We start from the raw sequence: 18,032 nt of genomic DNA on the forward strand, positions 1-18,032 counted from the left end.
ATGCATCGTGTCCATGGCCTTGACCCTAGGCGCGCTCGAAGCCCCGATCGAGGCTTCCGGCGCTCCAGCGATCAACATTCCAAACAGGCCCTAGGAGTACGGGATGTCCTTCGACGCCGTCGACCGCTTTCTGACCGCCCTCGACCCGGCACACCGCGATACCGTCCACGGCCTGCCGCGCGACGAGCAGCAACGGCTGGCCGCGGCCTGGGAGGAGGAGCTGGAGCGGGACACCGACATCGACACCCTGGACGAGCTGTCGCCCCCGGCCGCCGAGAGCGAGGCGGCGCGGCGGGTGATGGAGCGGCGCGCCGGGTAGCCGGGCCCGTGGGTCACGGGCCCCGCCGCCCTTGCGGGCCTCCCCCGGGTCCGCCGGACTCAGACGCGGTCGGCCGCGATCAGTACGTACTGGAACGAGCCGTCCTTGTAGGAGTTGATGAACGCCTCCTCGATCCCGGTGACGAGGGAGGAGGTGGCCCGCAGCTCCCAGTACGGCAGGGTCGCGGGGGTCAGGTCGATGACGGCCTGCGGTACCAGGCGGTTGTCGGCCATGGCCCGCATGTACTCCCGGCGGGAATGGATGTTGCACTCGAAGTGGGCGTTGATCTGGGAGACCCACTTCGAGGGCTGGCCGTACCGGGGGTTCCAACAGCCGGTGATGGTCACGTAGCGGCCGCCGACGGACAGCACGCGGGAGTGCTCGGCCATCAGGTCGTCCAGGTCGACGTACATGCTGGACTCGTTGTTCCACGAGCCCGCGGCCTGGCCCGTTTCGAACGGCATGTCGAGCATGTTGCAGACGCGGGCGCGCACCGAGTCGTCGATGCCGAGTTCGCGGGCGCGCTGATTGGCGAACTCGGCCTGCTTGGCCGACAGGGTGACGCCTTCGACCTTGCAGCCGAACCGCTGGTGGGCCATGACGGAGGAGCCGCCGCGGCCGCAGCCGGCGTCCACGAGCATGTCGGCGTGGCCGATGCCGCCCAGGTGGTCCAGGAGGACGTCGGCCTGCGCCGACTCCAGCCGGTGGAGCTCGGCGATCAGCTTCTTCTCGTATGCGCTGTCGGCGGTGTCGCCGAGGGCGGCGTGGTCGACGTCACCGATGCCGTAGTGGTGGTGGTAGAGGCCGTCCACGTCACCGAGGCGCAGGTTCACCGGCCGGGCCTCGTGGTCCCAGTAGCGTGCGATGTCGCCCTGGTAGGGCGTCGCCGGGGCCGGGATGAACGCCGAGGTCGCGGAGGCGGCGGCGGGGGCAACGGTGAGATCGGTGTCGGTCACTTATAAATCCGTCCTTACCAGAAGTCGGGCAGGCTGTAGCGGTAGGTGTTGGTCATGTGCCAGTAGTGGTTGCCGTCGACCCACGCGGCCACTCCGCGCAGGAAGCGCGCCACGTTCGGGGCGGGGCAGGATGCGGCCAGCTCGGCGGCCGCGGCCTCGAAGGCGTGCATGAGGTCGTTGTGGACCTCGACCGCCTTCAGGTAGGCCTCCTTGACGGAGACGCCCTCGCGCTCGGCGATCACCACGGGCAGGTTCAAGTGCCGGCCGGGGCTATCGAGTTCCTTGGTGTACGAGTAAAGGTCGTTGACGATGGTCGTGGCGTTTCCGGCGAGCGCGATGACCCGTTGCATGGCGGGCTGGGCGTGCAGGTCCGCGGCCAGTTCGTAGCCGCCGACGGTGTCCGTGATCGTGGGGCAGGGGCGGAAGTTGTTGAACTGGCGCATCGCCAGGTACTCCCACACCTCCGGTACGTAGTCCGTCTCGGCCCAGGCCGCCTCGGCGAGGTACCCCATGTGCAGGCGGGCCATGTCGTGTCGGAACCGGTCGGCCTGGGACGGGCTCGCCCCCTGGAGGAGGTGTTCCATGGCCGAGCGGTACGCGCGCCGCGGGGCGTCCGAGCGGAGCGACTCGGTCCACGCCGGCTGGTACTCGGTCGTGGTGTGGAGGGGGTCGAGGGCGGTGTGGGCCAGCAGCAGCCGTCCGCCGAGGCCGACGGGCGAGCCCCCGTGGTCCTCGCAGTAGCAGTCGTCGACCACGTTCTCGGCGACCATCAGCCGCGTGGCGAGCATCAGGTGGTCGGCGTCGGGGGCGTCCGGGTGGCAGGCGACCATGTAACGGCCCACGGAGAAGCCGTCGAACTGGTCCTCCCACTCCGGTGGGTAGAGGTCGACCTCGTCGGCCCACTCCTTGATCCGGCGGCTGACCTCCGCCACCCGTACCGGGTCGGGCTCCGGTACGGGGTGGTGGTAGAGGCCCGGGATCGGCCGGCCGGCCGCCGGCTCGGCCGGCTCCGGAGCCGGGGGCGGCTCCTCGTACCGGGCCAGGTGGAGGCCCACCGTGCCCAGTCCGCTCGGGCCGCGCAGCAGCCGCTCCAGGGCGGGGCGCGGTACACCGGCGGGAGCCGGCGGATCCGCGGGAGCGGGGACGGCGAGCTGCTCGGGCCGGATGCAGCCGACCGCTTCGACGCCGCGGCCGTGACCGTACGTCCCGAAGGCGGCCGCGGCGGCCGGGAGGCTCGACTGCACGGGGGAGGGCCCGGGATCGGGCATCCGTAACTCCTTGGTGAGGTGGTGGGGCCGGCCCGGTTCCCGGGCGCGGTCCCGGGCGGCCCGGCCTGTCAGTCGTGCCTGCGGGCGATCTGCACGTTCTCCAGCACGCCGAGCGCGTCGGGCACGAGGATGGCGGCGGAGTAGTAGGTGGAGACCAGGTAGGAGATGATCGACCGCTCGTCGATGCCCATGAACCGCACCGACAGGCCCGGTTCGTACTCCTCGGGCAGTCCGGTCTGGCGCAGGCCGATGACGCCCTGGTTGTCCTCGCCGGTACGCATGGCGAGGATCGAGCTGGTGTTCTCCTTGCTGATGGGGATCTTGTTGCACGGCAGGATCGGGACCCCGCGCCAGGCCGGGACCTGCTGTCCGCCGAGGTCGACGTGGTCCGGGTAGAGCCCGCGGGCGTTGAACTCGCGCCCGATCGCCGCGATGGTCTTGGGGTGGGCCAGGAAGAGCTTGGTGCCGCGGCGGCGGCAGAGCAGCTCGTCGAGGTCGTCCGGGGTGGGCGGGCCGGAGTGGGTCTGGATGCGCTGCTTGAAGGCGGCGTTGTGGAGCAGACCGAACTCCCGGTTGTTGATCAGCTCGTGCTCCTGGCGCTCGCGCAGCGCCTCGATGGTGAGCCTGAGCTGCTCCTCCGTCTGGTTCATCGGCTCGTTGTAGAGGTCCGCGACCCTCGTGTGCACCCGCAGGACGGTCTGCGCGATGGAGAGTTCGTACTCGCGCGGGTTGAGCTCGTAGTCCACGAAGGTGCCGGGCAGTTCGGGCTCGCCGGTGTGGCCGGCCGACAGGGCGATCTCGGCCTCGCCGTGCTTGTTCTGCCGCTGGTGGGGCAGCGAGCCGAACTGCTCCACGTGGGCCTGGAGCCGGGGCGCCGAGGACAGCACGGCGGCGAAGTCGGAGCGGGACAGGGTGAGCAGGGTGCCCGCGGTGGCGGCGGTGGCGGTGTAGGCCCAGCCGCCGGCGCCGTCGAGCAGGGCGTTCTCGCCGAAGCGGTCGCCGTCCGCGAGTACGGCGACGGCGACCTCGTCGCCGTACTTGCCGACGGAGGTCTGGTTGATCCGGCCGTGGGCGATGAGGTGGATGTCGTTGGCCGGGGTGCCGCGTTCGACGAGCACCTCGCCGGCGCGGAAGTCGCGCTGGACGCACCGGGCGGCGAGCGCGGTGAGCACCTCCAGGTCGTCGAAGCCGCGCAGCATGGCGAGTTCGCCGAGCTCACGGGGGATGACGCGGACGTGGGCGCCGTCCTGGACGAACTCGATGCGGCCGTCGCCGACGGTGTAGGTCAGCCGGCGGTTCACCCGGTAGGCGCCGCCCTTGGTCTCCACCCACGGAAGCATCTTCAGCAGCCAGCGGGAGGTGATCTCCTGCATCTGCGGGGCGGACTTGGTGGTGGTGGCGAGGTTGCGGGCAGCAGCCGTGCCCAGGCTGGTCTGCCGGGGCTGTTCGAGCTGCGCCTCCGGGCTGGTGTCCACGGTCATCGGGCAGGCGCTCCTTCGTCGGGGCGTTGACCGGCGACGCGCACACGTCGCCGGTGGAAGAAGAAAGTAGGGGGTCGGAATTCCGGGCAATCCGTCCAGATCCGGGAGCACACTAACCGCCGGCGCCTCCCGTCAGTCCCCCCAGCCGATTCCATTACCTCGATACGGCGATCTTGTGCCGTGCGGCGTTTACGGGCGGGTACGACGACATTCAAGCCACCTCGAACACCCGTCCGTCGTACCGGTCTTGACGGTGACTCACCGGTCGACGAGGAACATCGCCGCGTCGTCCGCCAGACGGTGGCGGGTGTGGCGCAGCAGTCCCCGGTGCAGCCGGTCCAGGAATTCCTGCGCCTCGGGCGCCGCTCCCACCGCCTCCATCGCCCCGGGCAGGGCGAAGAACTCGCCATCGCCGTCGCGGGCCTCGATGACTCCGTCGGTGTACAGGAGCAGCCGGTCTCCGGGCGCGAAGGAGTAGCTGTCGGCAGCGTCCGCAGGCCCGGTGATGAACTCCGCCAGGCCGAGCGGCGGCAGCGGACAGCCCGGCTCCAGGGCGCGGACCCGTCCGTCGCGCAGCAGCAGCGGGGGCGGATGGCCGCGATTGACCACCTCGACCACGGGACCGTCCGGCACCTGCGCCACCAGCACGGTGACGAATCCTTCGACGAGTGCCTCCGGGTCGATCACGCCCGGCACGGCCGCGTCCCGCAGCAGCGCCGCCTCGCAGCGGTTGACGACCCCCGCGAGCTCCTCCTCGTAGTGCACGGCCTCCCGGAACGCGCCCAGCACGGCCGCGGCGGCCCGGACGGCCGGCAGCCCCTTGCCCCGTACGTCCCCCACGATCACCCGGACCCCGTACCGCGTCTGCACGGCCTCGTACAGATCGCCGCCGATCTGGGCTCCCGTCTCGGCCGCCAGGTACATACCGGCCACGCGCAGGGGGCCCAGCCCGACCGGGACGGGCCGCAGCACGGCCTCCTGCGCCGCCACGGCGATCCGGCGGACCTGTTCGAGCTCGTCCTCCCGCCGCTTGCGGACGGTACTGCTCGTCGCGACGCTCGCCAGCGACACCAGGAAGAGGGCCAGGAAATTGGTGTAGACCTGTTGACTTCCCCAGGCCCCGTTGTAGGTGGCGGTGATCACGCTCACGGCCACGGCGAGCGCCACCGCCGCCAGAGTGCCCTTGGGGCCCATGGCCACCGCGGCCAGCGCCGGCGTCGCGACCAGGAGGGGGCCGGTGTACAGCACGTGCGCGGGCGTGAATTCGATGGTCAGCACCGAGAGCGCGATCACGAAGGGCAAACACTCCGCGAGGACGAAGAGGATCTGGTGATGACCGCCTGCTCCCGGTCGGGGAGGTGAGCGGAAGGGCACCCGCATGGGTCCAGCCTGCGCCGCCGAAGCCGCTTGCCGCCACCGTTCGCCCGTGCGGGGGCCCCCGGGCGTGGCGCTCGCGGCCGGCGGGCATGTGACGCGGTGCGGGCGTCGGGGCGCCCGTTCCCCGGCCCCGCCCTCCTCGGGAGCGGGACCCCAGCGACCCTTGGAGCGGTGAGTCCGGATGAGCAGCAGCCCCGAGCCGCGGGTCTCCCGCCGGGAGTTCGACGCGATCTTCGCCGAGGTCCGCACGTGGGGGCGCTGGACCCCGGCCGACCGGGGCGCCTGGAACCGGGTCACCCCGGAGCACGTACGGAGGGCGGCCGCCCTGGTCCGGTCGGGAACGGCGGTGCCGCTGGGCCTGCCCTGGGACACCCGCACGGGTCCGGACAACCGCAGGCCCGCCCTGCACCACATGACCGACCTCGGCGACGTGGAGGCCCCGGAGCCCGCCACGTACAAGGACTTCCTCGCGGCCGACTACCACGGCAAGGCCGTGAGCCACCTGGACGCGCTCTCCCACGTCGCGTACGAGGGGCGGCTCTACGGGGGCCGCCCGGCGCGGGAGGTCATCGGCGCCGGGGGCGCCCGCTTCGGCTCGGTGGCGGCGCTCGGCCCCCTCGTCGCCAAGGGCGTGCTCCTCGACCTGCCGGCCGTCCTCGGGACCGCCTGGCTGGAGCCCGGCCGGGCCGTCCACGCGCGGGACGTCCTCGCGGCGGAGCGGGCGCTGGGGGTGACGGTCGACGAGGGCTGCGCGGTGCTGCTGCGCTCCGGCCGCTTCCGCCGCAGCCGGGAGCTCGGGCCGTGGGACTCCGACGCCGCGAGTGCGGGCTTCCACGTGGACGCGGTGCCGCTGCTGGCCGAGCGCGCGATCGCCCTGCTGGGCGCCGACGGGGACAGCGACCTGCGTCCCTCGCCTGTCGAGGGGGTCCACTCCCCCGTCCACGCCCTCGCCGTCGCCGCCATGGGGGTACCACTGCTGGACAACCTCGACCTGGAGGCCCTCTCGGCGGCCTGCGCCGGGGCGGGCCGCCACGAGTTCATGATCGTCGTGACACCGCTCAACGTGCCGGGTGGGACCGGCTCCCCCGTCAATCCGGTCGCGATCCTCTGACACGGAGGCGGACGCAAACGCGGACACGGGCACGGACACGGGCACGGGCACGGGCGCGGGCAGATTCCGGTGCGGACAAACGGGTGGGAATATACTCAGAAAGCACTTGCTCGGTGTAAGCGCTCCGCTGCGGCGCCCCGCTGCGGCCGAGCGCTCGGCAAGGGGAAGTGATGCGTATGGGGGCCACGGGAGAGCAGATAGGCCCCGCACGCTCCCGTGAGCGGTTCCTGGTGGGCGAGGCCGTCGCGGACGGGGTACGGAGCCCGATCCTGCACTCGTGGCAGCGCTGCCAGTCCCTCGGACTCTCGCCGGACCAGACGGACCTCCCCTACCGGGACGATTTCGACCCGGACAGCCGGCTCGTACACGCGGCCGGACCCGTGCTCGACCAGCTGGCGTCCCGGTTCGCGGGCAGCCAGATGAACGTCTCCCTCGCGGACGGGAACGGAACGGTGCTCCAGCGCCGCTTCGGGGAACCCGCCCTGGCCCGTACCCTGCCCCCCATCCAGACCGTCCCCGGCTTCGTCTTCGCCGAGCGGTTCGCGGGGACCAACGGCATCGGCCTCGCGCTCGCCGAACGGCACCTCGTACAGGTCTACGGGGCCGAGCACTTCGCCGAGCGTTCCCAGTCGAACGCCTGCTCCGCGATCCCGATCCGCGACCGGCTGAGCGGGCACGTCGTCGGCGTGCTCTGCTTCGGGTACCCGCACGGCTACGAGCACCCGGCCCTGCCCGTCCTGGTCCGCCGGGCCGCCGAGTCCATCGAGCGGCGGCTGATGGAGCAGCGTTCGGAGCGGGAGCGCGCGCTGCTGCGCGCGTACCTCGACGCCGGCCCTCTCGCCCGCAACGGCGCCGGGCCCGGGGAAGGGCCGACGATCGGGCTGGAGGAGCTCGGGGACAGCGGGCTGGACCTGGGCGATCAGATGCTCCTCAAGGACAAGGCCACCGAACTGATGTCCCGGGCGCAGCGGGCCGCCGTCGAGGTGCTCCTGCCCCACGGGCGGGGGGTCACGCTGCTGAGCAGCCCGGTCACGAGCCGCTCGGGGGTGGAGGGCGTCGTGGTCGAGGCCGTGTTCAGCGGCGAGCCTCCGCCCGCGCACCACCTCGCGCTGCCGACCGCAGCGCAGCCGCCGCCGGGCACGTCACCGGCCACCGCCGGCAAGGTCAGGGGCCTGGTGCTGGTGGGCGAGCCGGAGGTCGGCAAGTACGCCGTCGCGGCGCGCCGCCGCCTGGAGCTGCTGGCCGAGGCCAGCACCCGTATCGGCACCACCCTGGACGTGACCCGCACCGCCCGGGAACTCGCCGAGATGGCGGTGCCGCGCCTGGCCGACTACGTCACGGTCGACGTGCCGGAGTCCGTACTGCGCGGCGAGGAGTCCGCCGACCCCCGGAGCGAGCTGCACCGCACCGTGGTCCACGGCATACGCGAGGACTGCCCCTTCTACCCCGTCGGCCGCCGGGTGGAGCTCCGCGCAGGCACCCCCCACATGCGGTGCCTGGACAGCGGGCAGGCGGTCCTGGAGGCCGACCTGCGGGAGGCGGTCGGCTGGATCGACCAGGAGCCCGAGCACGCGCGGCGGATCCTGGACCGCAACGTGCACTCCCTCGTGTCCGTTCCCCTGCTCGCCCGCGGCGTCCTGCTGGGCATCGCCAGCTTCTACCGCGCGCAGGACCCCGCACCGTTCGGGGAGGACGACAGCTGGCTGGCCCAGGAACTCGCGGCCCGCGCCGCCCTCTGCATCGACAACGCCCGCCGCTACACCCGCGAGCACACCCTCGCCCTGGCCCTCCAGGAGAGCCTGCTTCCGCACGGCATGCCCGAACAGGGCGCGGTCGAGGTCGCCCACCGCTACCTGCCCGCCGAATCGGGGGTGGGCGGCGACTGGTTCGACGTCATCCCGCTCTCCGGCACCCGCGTCGCCCTCCTCGTGGGGGACGTCGTCGGCCACGGCCTGCACGCCGCCGCCACCATGGGCCGGCTGCGCACGGCCGCCCGCAACTTCGCCGAGCTGGAGCTCGCCCCCGACGAGCTCCTCACCCACCTGGACAACCTCCTGGTGCGCCTGGACCGGGAGGAGGGCGGCGACAACGACGCCGGCAGCACCGGCATCGTGGGCGCCACCTGCCTCTACGCCGTCTACGACCCCACCTCGCGGCTGTGCACCATGGCGCGCGCCGGGCACCCCCCGCCCGCGCTCGTCCACCCCGGCGGCCGGGTGACCTTCCCCGAGCTGCCCCCGGGACCGCCGCTGGGCCTGGGCGGCCTGCCCTTCGAGACGGCGGAGATCGAACTTCCCGAGGGCAGCACGCTGGTCCTCTACACCGACGGTCTCATCGAGGACCGCGAACGCGACATCGACGTGGCCCTCGACCAGCTGAGCCACACCCTGTCCGAGCCGGACCGCTCGCCCGAGGACACCTGCCAGGCGGTCTTCGACGCCATGGCACCCGAGCACCCCGCGGACGACATCGCGCTGCTCGTCGCCCGCACCCGTACCGTGCCCGCCGAGCGGATCGCCACGTGGAACGTGTCCGCCGACCCGTCCCTGGTGGCCGGGGTCCGCGCCGCCGCCACCCGGCAGCTCGCCGACTGGGGGCTCGACGAGCTCGCGTTCGCCGCCGAGCTGATGCTGAGCGAGCTGGTCACCAACGCGGTCCGCTACGGCACCGAGCCCATCCAGGTACGCCTGGTCCACGACCGCTCGCTGATCTGCGAGGTCTCCGACGGCAGCAGCACCGCCCCGCACCTGCGGCGGGCGGCCACCACGGAGGAGGGCGGCCGCGGCCTCTTCCTCGTCGCCCAGCTCGCCCGCGCCTGGGGCACCCGGTACACCCCGCACGGGAAGGTGATCTGGGCCGAATGCGCCCTGGACGCGGCCTGACACCCGACATACCGCCCATATCCGCATAGCCACCAGTAGCATCACCGGTGTCCTCACCGCTCCAGGCATTACCTCCCCAGCAGCACCTCCCCAGGCGGCCCCGGAGAAGTCCGTGCATGACACTCCCGCCACTCCCGACACCCCGACGCCACCGCCCCCGCGGCCCGGCGGAGAACCCCTCGTCCGCATCCGCGGCCTCGGAAAGCGGTTCGGCGGCACCGTCGCCCTGGACGCGGTCAGCCTCGACGTCCACGGCGGCAGCGTCCTCGCCCTGCTCGGCCCCAACGGCGCCGGGAAGTCCACCCTCATCAAGGTGCTCGCCGGGGTCCACCGCGGCGACGAGGGCGAGGTGGCCGTCGCCGGGCACCCGCTCGGCTCCGACGCCGCCACGCGCCGCATGTCCTTCATCCACCAGGACCTCGGACTGGTGGACTGGATGACCGTCGCCGAGAACATCGCCCTGGGCACCGGTTACGCACGCCGCCACGGCCTGATCTCCTGGCGCCGGACCCGGGAGCGCTGCGCCGAGGCGCTGGACATCGTCGCCGGACACCTGGACGCCGGTGCACCGGTGGCCGGCCTCGCGCCCGCCGAACGCTCACTCGTCTCGATCGCCCGCGGCCTGGCGAGGCGGGCGGAGCTCTTCGTCCTCGACGAGCCGACCGCCACCCTTCCGGCCGCCGACTGCGCCCGCCTCTTCGACGTCCTGCACGCCCTGCGCGACCGGGGGCACGGCATCCTCTACGTCAGCCACCGGCTCGACGAGGTCTACGAGGTCGCCGACGCCTTCGCCGTCCTGCGCGACGGCCGGCTCGTCAGCCAGGGGCCCCTCGCCCCGTACGGCCCGGCCCGGCTGGTGCGCGACATCGTGGGGCACGAGCCGGCCGGCCGGCCGCCACCGGCCGCCGCCCCCGTTCCCGCACCCGTCGGCCGCCCGCCCGTACTGCGCCTCGACGGCGTGACGACCGAACGCACCGGACCCGTCAGCCTGGAGCTGCGCGAGGGCGAGGCCCTCGGGCTGGTCGGTCTGACCGGCGCCGGGCACATGCACCTCGGCCGCGCCCTCGCCGGCGCGCTCCCGCTGCTCGGCGGCCGGGCGCTGCTCGACGGCCGCCCGTACCACCCCCGCACGGTGGCCACCGCCCTCGGCGCCGGAGTCGGCTTCGTGGCCGGCAACCGGCAGGAGGAGGGCTGCGCCGCGGAACTGACGGTACGGGAGAACTTCCTGGCCAACCCGCGCGCGGCCGGGGTGCCGCCCTGGCACTGGGTCGCCCCGCGGCGCGAGCGCGCCGAGGCGGCCGCCCTGATCGAGCGGTTCTCCGTACTCCCCCGCGACAGCGAGGTGCCGATCGCCACCCTCTCGGGCGGCAACCAGCAGAAGGTCATGGTCGGGCGCCGGCTGCGGGGGCGGCTGCGCCTGCTGATCCTCGAAGAGCCGACGGCCGGTGTGGACGTGGGCGCCAAGGCGTCCATCCACCGGCTCCTCGACGAAGCGCTCGGCGCGGGACTGGCGGTGCTCCTCATCTCCACCGATTTCGAGGAGGTCGCCGACGTGTGCCACCGGGCGCTGGTGTTCGGGCGCGGGAGCGTGGTGGCCGAATTGGCCGGGGAAGCCCTGAGCGTCTCCGCACTCACCCGGACCGCCTCGGCCCTGCCCGCGATCACCGGAAGCGCGGGCGGCCGGTGAGCCCGTCGTCGTCCCGCCTCGCGCGGACGCATCATCAGCACGGGAGCGGACACCGGCACTTCGTCGGCACGTACGGTCTGCTGACCCTGACCGTCCTGCTGTTCCTGCTCTTCTCCGTCCTGCTGCCCGGCACCTTCCCCACCCTGGACAACGTCTCCTCGATCCTCTCCGGCCAGTCGATCCCGGCCATCTTGGCGCTGGGCGTGACGATCCCCATCGCCAGCGGCAAGTTCGACCTGTCCATCGGCTACGCGCTGGGCCTGGCGCACGTCATGGTGCTGTTCCTCATCGTCGAGCAGGGCTGGCCCTGGCCGCTCGCCTGCCTCACCGTCGTCGCGGGAGGCGCCGCGGTCGGCGCCGTGAACGGCGTCATCGTCGAGTTCGCCCGCATCGACGCCTTCATCGCCACGCTCGGCACCGGCAGCATGATGTACGCCGTCACCGGCTGGGTCACCGACGGGAGCCGGATCGTCCCCGGCCCCGACGGCCTTCCGGCCGCCTTCACCGACCTCTACGACGCACGCTTCCTCGGCCTGCCGGTGCCCGCCTTCTACGTCCTCGGGCTCGTCGTCCTGCTCTGGGTGGTGCTGGAGCGGCTGCCGTTCGGCCGGTACCTGTACGTCATCGGCTCCAACCCCCGCGCCGCCGAGATCATCGGCATCCCCACCCACCGGTACTGCGTCTACGCCTTCGCCTGCTCGGGCACGGTCGTCGGCTTCGCCGGCGTGCTGCTCGCCGCGCAGCAGCAGATCGGCAATCCGAGCGTGGGCCTGGACTACCTGCTGCCCGCCTTCGTCGGCGCCCTGCTCGGCTCCACCGCGATCAGGCCGGGGCGGGCCAACGCCATCGGAACGCTCGTCGCCGTGACCGTACTTGCGGTCGGGCTCGCCGGGATCGGCCAGCTCGGCGCCCAGTTCTGGGCCACCCCGCTGTTCAACGGCGCCACCCTGCTCATCGCGGTCGGGCTGGCCGGCTACTCCGCCCGGCGCCGGCTGCGCACCGACGCCGTGGCCACGGCGGACGACGGCGCCACGGGGACGGGGACGGGGACGGGAACAGGCACAGGCACAGGCACAGGCGCCGGAGCCGGCACCCTCTGAACAAGGTCAGGAGCACCGTGTACCCGAAGTACCCGAACCGCAGGAGCCTCCTGACGGCCGCCGCCCTGCTGGCGGCGGCCTCGACCGCCGCCGCCGGCTGCGGGAGCGGCGGTTCGCCGGACGCCACCGGCCCTTCGGCCGCGGGCTGCCCGGCCGTCCTCCAGGAGGCGAAGGCCGCCGTCCGGCGGGCCGAGAGCACCGACACCGCGTGGAACGGCCCCACCACCGGTCCCGCGGCGGTCCCCGGCAAGACCCTCGTCTACGTGGCCCAGACCATGACCAACCCCGGAGTGGCCGGAGTCGCGAAGGGCGTGCGGGAGGCCGCGCGGAGCATCGGCTGGAGCGTCCGGGTGATCGACGGGGAGGGTACCCCCGCCGGCATCCAGGCCGCCCTCGGCCAGGCCGTCACCCTCAAGCCCTCGGGCATCGTCATCGGGGGCTTCGATCCGCAGCCGACCTCCCGGCAGGTGGCGCGGGCCGCGGCGGCAGGCATCCCGCTGGTCGGCTGGCACGCGGTCAGCGCCCCGGGTCCGAGCACGAACCCCCGGCTCTTCACCAACGTCACCACGAAGGTGGAGGAGGTGGCGAGGGCCGCCGCGGACTGGGTCATCGCCCGGTCCGACGGGGCCGCCGGGGTCGTCGTCTTCACCGACGACTCGATCCCGTTCGCCGGGACGAAGTCCAAGCTGATCGAGCAGCGGCTCGCCGCCTGCCCGGGGGTCAAGCTCCTGGCCCACAAGAACATCCCGATCCCGGACGCGAGCCGGCGCACCCCCCAGGAGGTCGCCTCGCTGCTGCCCCGGCTGGGGAAGAAGTGGACGTACTCGGTCGCCATCAACGACCTCTACTTCGACGACGCCGCGCCCGCCTTCCGCGCCGCCGACAAGCCCGGCGCCGGGCCGCCCCTCAACATCGGCGCCGGGGACGGGGACCCGTCCGCGTTCCGGCGCATCAACAGCGAGCAGTTCCAGGCCGCCACCGTCCCGGAGCCGCTCTCCCAGCAGGGCTGGCAGATCGTCGACGAGTTCAACCGCGCCTTCGCCGGACAACCCGCCAGCGGCTACGTCGCCCCGGTCCACATCGCGACCGCCGAGAACAGCGCCGGGGCCACCTCCTGGGACCCCGAGGGCTACCGGGAGGCGTACGAGAAGATCTGGCACGGCTGACCCGGCCGTGCTTCCGCGGGTCGTGCCCTCACGGCCGGTGGGGGCCTCCGCGCAGCCGCTTGTAACCCCGGGGCGGCGCCGCCCGTCACATGTGCGCAACAGGGGCTTTCTACGTTGGGTGCCACGGGATCGACCTGCACACGGCCGCGGCGCCCGGGGATCTGGGGTCGGCCGGTGTTCTCCGAGGAGGTCTCCTGTGTCCGAGGCGCAAGCGGCGGGCGGACCCGTACTCAAAGCGGTGGCCGGGTCCGCGGGGGGCGCGGCCGGCGGATCCGTACGGACGGTCTGCTCCTACTGCGGCGTCGGCTGCGGGATCGTGCTGGACATCGCCCTCGGTGCGGACGGCCGCCGTACGGTGGCCAAGGCGGCCGGCGACAAGCGGCACCCGGCCAACGCGGGACGGCTGTGCACCAAGGGCGCCACCCACGCCGACCTGCTGGCCGCCCCCGGCCGGCTCGGGACCGCCCTGGTCCGCGAGGAGCGCGGTGCCGGGCCCGCTCCCGTGGACGTGGACGCGGCCATCACCCGGACGGCCCAGCGGCTGCGGGCCGTCCTGGACGCCCACGGCCCCGACGCGCTGAGCCTGTACGTCTCCGGCCAGATGTCGCTGGAGGCCCAGTACCTGGCCAACAAGCTGGCCAAGGGCTTCCTGCGCACGAACCAGATCGAGTCGAACTCCCGGCTGTGCATGGCGAGCGCCGGCAGCGGCTACAAGCTCTCGCTCGGCGCCGACGGGCCGCCCGGATCGTACGAGGACTTCGAGCGCGCCGACGCCTTCTTCGTCATCGGCTCCAACATGGCCGACTGCCACCCGATCCTCTTCCTCCGGATGATGGACCGGGTCAAGGCCTCCGGCGCCAAGCTGATCGTCGTCGACCCGCGCCGCAACGCCACCGCCGAGAAGGCGGACCTGTTCCTGCAGATACGGCCCGGCACCGACCTGGCCCTCCTCAACGGGCTGCTGCACCTGCTGGTCGAGGGCGGCTGGACCGACCCGGCCTTCATCGCCGAGCACACCGAGGGCTGGGAGGACATGCCCGCCTTCCTGCGCGACTACCCGCCCGCGAAGGTCGCCGAGACCACCGGCATACCGGAAGCGGACATCCGGCTGGCCGCCCGCTGGATCGGTGAGGCGGGCGAGTGGATGAGCTGCTGGACCATGGGACTCAACCAGTCCACCCACGGCACCTGGAACACCAACGCCCTGGTCAACCTGCACCTGGCCACCGGCGCGATCTGCCGCCGCGGCAGCGGCCCCTTCTCCCTGACCGGCCAGCCCAACGCCATGGGCGGCCGCGAGATGGGGTACATGGGACCGGGCCTGCCCGGGCAGCGGTCCGTCCTCGTCGACGCGGACCGGCGCTTCACCGAGGAGCTGTGGGGGGTGCCGCAGGGCACCCTGCGCACGGACGTCGGGCGCGGCACCGTCGAGATGTTCGAGAAGATGGCGGCCGGGGAGATACGGGCGTGCTGGATCATCTGCACGAACCCGGTCGCCTCCGTCGCCAACCGCAGTACGGTCATCAAGGCCCTGGAGACCGCCGAACTGGTCATCACCCAGGACGTGTTCGCCGAGACCGAGACCAACGCCTACGCCGACATCGTGCTCCCGGCCACGCTCTGGGCGGAGGCGGACGGGGTGATGGTCAACTCCGAGCGCAACCTCACCCTGGTCCGGGGAGCCGTCGATCCGCCCGGGCAGGCCCTGCCCGACTGGCAGTTGATCGCCCGGGTGGCCTGCGAGATGGGATTCGCGGAGGCGTTCACGTACGGGTGCGCCGAGGAGGTCTTCGAGGAGCTGCGCCAGGCCTGGAACCCCACGACCGGCTGGGACCTGCGAGGCGTTTCGTACGAGCGGCTGCGCGGCGGACCGGTGCAGTGGCCGGCCGCCCCGGGCGGACCGGACCGCAACCCCGTGCGGTACCTCAACGACGGGGTCGGCCGGACCCTGGCCGAGCGCCCGGACGGCAGTCGGCCGCGACTGGTCTTCCCGACCGCCTCCGGGCGGGCCTCCTTCTTCGCCAGGCCGCACCTTCCGGCCGCCGAACTCCCCGATGACGACTATCCGTTCGTTCTGAACACCGGTCGTCTTCAGCACCAGTGGCACACCCTGACCAAGACGGGCAAGGTCGCCAAGCTGAACAAGCTCGCCCCGGGCCCGTTCGTGGAGGTCCATCCGCAGGACGCGTCCGCCCTGGGGATCGCGGATGGCGACGGGGTGGAGGTGGCGTCGCGGCGCGGCCGGGCGGTGCTGCCGGCCGTGGTCACCGACCGGGTGCGGCCCGGGAACTGCTTCGCCCCGTTCCACTGGAACGACCTGTTCGGCGAGTACCTCAGTGTCAACGCCGTCACCAACGACGCGGTCGATCCGCTGTCGTTCCAGCCCGAGTTCAAGGTGTGCGCGGTGACCTTGGCCCGGACGCGGGTGCCGGTCGCCGTCGCCGCCCCGGCCCGCGACACGGGAGTCCCGGCCGGCGACACGGAAGTCCCGGCCGGGTCCGGTGGCGCGCCCGGCGAGGGGGGCGGCGGCCCGGGCCGCACCACGACGACGGTGATGCATCACGTGACCGTCCGGCCCACGACCGCGGTCCCCGCCCTCACCTCCCTGTTCGGGCTGGACGGGCACACTCCGCCCGCCCTCTTTGACCGGGAGCGCCAATACCTCGCCGGGTTCCTGGCGGGTCTCGCCGCCACCCCGCCCGATACGGACGTTCCGCTGCTGCCCGTCGGCGCCCCCTTCGAGGACGGGCACTCGCTCTGGGTCGACGGGGTGCTCGCCGGCACGTACTCCCGCGCGGCGAACGCCCTGGCCGCCCGGCCGGCGACGGTGCCTGCGGCCGGACCGCCGTCCGCTCCGGCCCCGGACCCGGCCGCTGCGGGGACGCCGACGCGCCGGACGGTGGTGCTGTGGGCCTCCCAGACGGGGAACGCCGAGGAACTCGCCGCCACCGTCGGCGACGCCCTGACCCGGGAGGGCTCCCCGGCGGCCGTGCACAGCATGGCCGACCGGCTCCCCGCCTCGCTCACGCCCGGCACGGATCTGCTGGTCGTCACGAGCACCTTCGGCGACGGCGACGCCCCGGACGGCGGAGCCGTGTTCTGGGAGGCGCTGAGCGCTGCGGACGCGCCCCGGTTCGAGGACGTCCGGTACGCGGTGCTCGCCCTCGGCGACTCCTCGTACGACTCCTTCTGCGGGCACGGCCGCCGTCTCGACCAGCGCCTCGAAGAGCTCGGAGCCCTGCGCCTGCTGCCGCGCGTGGACTGCGAGCCCGATTACGAGGAGCCCGCGGGGCGGTGGCTGGAGCAGGTACGCGGCGCACTGGCGGCCGACGCGCCCCCGGCGGTGGCCGCCGAGGCGCCCGGCACCGCGGCGCCGCCGGTCGAGGGGCCGGTCGCGGCGCCGGTCGAGCCGGCCGCCGCGGCGGGCAGGTCCGCCGCCGCCCGGCACACCGCCCGGCTGTCCGGCAACCGGCTGCTGAGTCTGGCCGGCGCCACCAAGGAGGTCCGGCGGTTCACCTTCGACCTCGGAGAGGAGGGGCCGGCGTACGAGGCGGGCGACGCCCTCGGCGTCCAGCCGGTCAACTGCCCCGAGCTGGTGACGGAATGGCTGGCCGCCACCGGCCTGGCCGCGGACGCCGAGGTCGCCGTACCCGGGCACGACCGGCCCGTGCCCTTCGCCCGGGCGCTGCACCGGCACCTGGACATCACCCGCGTCACGCCCGACCTGTTGCGCTTCGTCACGGAGCACACCGGCGACCGCAGGCTCCGCCAGCTGACGCGCCCGGACAACAAGGACGGACTCGCCCGCTGGATCTGGGGACGCCAGCCCGTGGACATCCTGGCCGAGTTCCCGGTCCGGCTCAGCGCCCAGGAGTGGGCCGAGCGCCTCAAACGCCTCCAACCGCGCCTGTACTCCATATCCTCCAGTCCCCTCGTCGACCCGCGGGCGGTCAGCCTCACCGTCTCGGTCCTGCGCTACGAGGGTCCGCGCCGCCATCCCCGCAAGGGTGTGGCCTCCGCCTTCCTCGCAGACGCCGAACCGGGCAGCCCGGTACCTCTGTTCGTTCAGCGCTCCGCACACTTCCGGCCGCCCGCGGATCCCGGGACTGCGGCCGTGATGGTCGGCCCGGGGACCGGGATCGCCCCTTTCATGGCCTTCCTGGAGCACCGCCGCGCCCTCGGCCACCACGGCGGGAACTGGCTGTTCTTCGGTGAACAGCGCCGGGCCACCGACTTCTACTACCGCGAGGAGCTGGAGGAGCTGTACCGGCACGGCACGCTCAGCCGACTGGACCTCGCGTTCTCCCGCGACCAGCGGTCCAAGGTCTACGTACAGGACCGGATGCGCGAGCAGGGCGCCCAGCTGTGGTCCTGGCTCCAGGAGGGCGCCCACTTCTACGTGTGCGGTGACGCGCGCCGGATGGCCAAGGACGTGGACCGGGCGCTGCGCGACGTCGCCGTGGCCCACGGCGGCCTGACCGAGGACGAGGCCGCCGCGTACCTGAAGCAGCTCTCCGCCGAGAAGCGGTACGCCCGCGACGTGTACTGACGGGCGTCGCCGCCTGGCGGGGTCGTCTCAGAACCAGTTGGTGGTGAGGGGGAAGGTGGTGGTGGCGGTGGTGGGGGTGGTGTCGGTGGCGGTTGCGGTGATCCGGAGGGTTCCGGTGGCCCAGGGTTTGCCGGTG

11 protein-coding genes are annotated in these 18,032 nt (G+C 73.1%); 7 read left to right on the forward strand and 4 right to left on the reverse strand.

Annotated elements, in window-relative coordinates; genetic code table 11:
- Nucleotides 1-103 precede the first annotated feature (103 nt).
- A complete protein-coding gene (locus AB0M92_RS38225; protein ID WP_366106995.1) occupies nucleotides 104-319 on the forward strand; it encodes a hypothetical protein in 216 nt (71 codons plus the stop codon).
- Between the two features lie 59 nt (nucleotides 320-378).
- Here AB0M92_RS38225 and AB0M92_RS38230 read toward each other — a convergent pair whose 3' ends face one another.
- From AB0M92_RS38230 to AB0M92_RS38245, 4 genes are all read right to left on the reverse strand, one after another.
- Entirely contained in the window at nucleotides 379-1,275 is an 897-nt protein-coding gene (locus AB0M92_RS38230; RefSeq protein ID WP_366106996.1) for a geranyl diphosphate 2-C-methyltransferase, read from the reverse strand.
- A 14-nt stretch (nucleotides 1,276-1,289) separates the two neighbouring features.
- Nucleotides 1,290-2,543 (reverse strand): family 2 encapsulin nanocompartment cargo protein terpene cyclase, encoded by a 1,254-nt coding sequence (locus AB0M92_RS38235; RefSeq protein WP_366106997.1) that lies wholly within the window; start codon nucleotides 2,541-2,543, stop codon nucleotides 1,290-1,292.
- Between the two features lie 68 nt (nucleotides 2,544-2,611).
- Nucleotides 2,612-4,024, reverse strand: coding sequence for a family 2B encapsulin nanocompartment shell protein (locus AB0M92_RS38240; RefSeq protein WP_366106998.1), 1,413 nt, complete (start codon nucleotides 4,022-4,024; stop codon nucleotides 2,612-2,614).
- Between the two features lie 258 nt (nucleotides 4,025-4,282).
- Nucleotides 4,283-5,317, reverse strand: coding sequence for a PP2C family protein-serine/threonine phosphatase (locus AB0M92_RS38245; RefSeq protein WP_366106999.1), 1,035 nt, complete (start codon nucleotides 5,315-5,317; stop codon nucleotides 4,283-4,285).
- A 265-nt stretch (nucleotides 5,318-5,582) separates the two neighbouring features.
- On the opposite strand from AB0M92_RS38245, the gene AB0M92_RS38250 reads away from it, so the two are divergent.
- From AB0M92_RS38250 to AB0M92_RS38275, 6 genes are all read left to right on the forward strand, one after another.
- On the forward strand, nucleotides 5,583-6,512 hold the full coding sequence (locus tag AB0M92_RS38250; RefSeq protein ID WP_366107000.1) for a cyclase family protein: 930 nt from the start codon (nucleotides 5,583-5,585) through the stop codon (nucleotides 6,510-6,512).
- A gap of 176 nt (nucleotides 6,513-6,688) precedes the next feature.
- Nucleotides 6,689-9,394: a SpoIIE family protein phosphatase gene (locus tag AB0M92_RS38255; protein WP_366107002.1), complete on the forward strand. Its 2,706-nt coding sequence runs from the start codon at nucleotides 6,689-6,691 to the stop codon at nucleotides 9,392-9,394.
- Between the two features lie 112 nt (nucleotides 9,395-9,506).
- Nucleotides 9,507-11,081, forward strand: a complete 1,575-nt coding sequence (locus AB0M92_RS38260) for a sugar ABC transporter ATP-binding protein (RefSeq protein WP_366107003.1) — start codon at nucleotides 9,507-9,509, stop codon at nucleotides 11,079-11,081.
- Entirely contained in the window at nucleotides 11,078-12,181 is a 1,104-nt protein-coding gene (locus tag AB0M92_RS38265; RefSeq protein WP_366107004.1) for an ABC transporter permease, read from the forward strand. The genes AB0M92_RS38260 and AB0M92_RS38265 overlap by 4 nt, the downstream gene beginning before the upstream one ends.
- A gap of 17 nt (nucleotides 12,182-12,198) precedes the next feature.
- On the forward strand, nucleotides 12,199-13,347 hold the full coding sequence (locus tag AB0M92_RS38270; protein WP_366107005.1) for a substrate-binding domain-containing protein: 1,149 nt from the start codon (nucleotides 12,199-12,201) through the stop codon (nucleotides 13,345-13,347).
- 238 nt (nucleotides 13,348-13,585) lie between these two features.
- A complete protein-coding gene (locus tag AB0M92_RS38275) occupies nucleotides 13,586-17,896 on the forward strand; it encodes a bifunctional nitrate reductase/sulfite reductase flavoprotein subunit alpha (protein ID WP_366107006.1) in 4,311 nt (1,436 codons plus the stop codon).
- The last annotated feature ends 136 nt before the right edge of the window (nucleotides 17,897-18,032 follow it).

Source organism: Streptomyces sp. NPDC051582 (genome assembly GCF_040681715.1).
Lineage (GTDB): Bacteria > Actinomycetota > Actinomycetes > Streptomycetales > Streptomycetaceae > Streptomyces.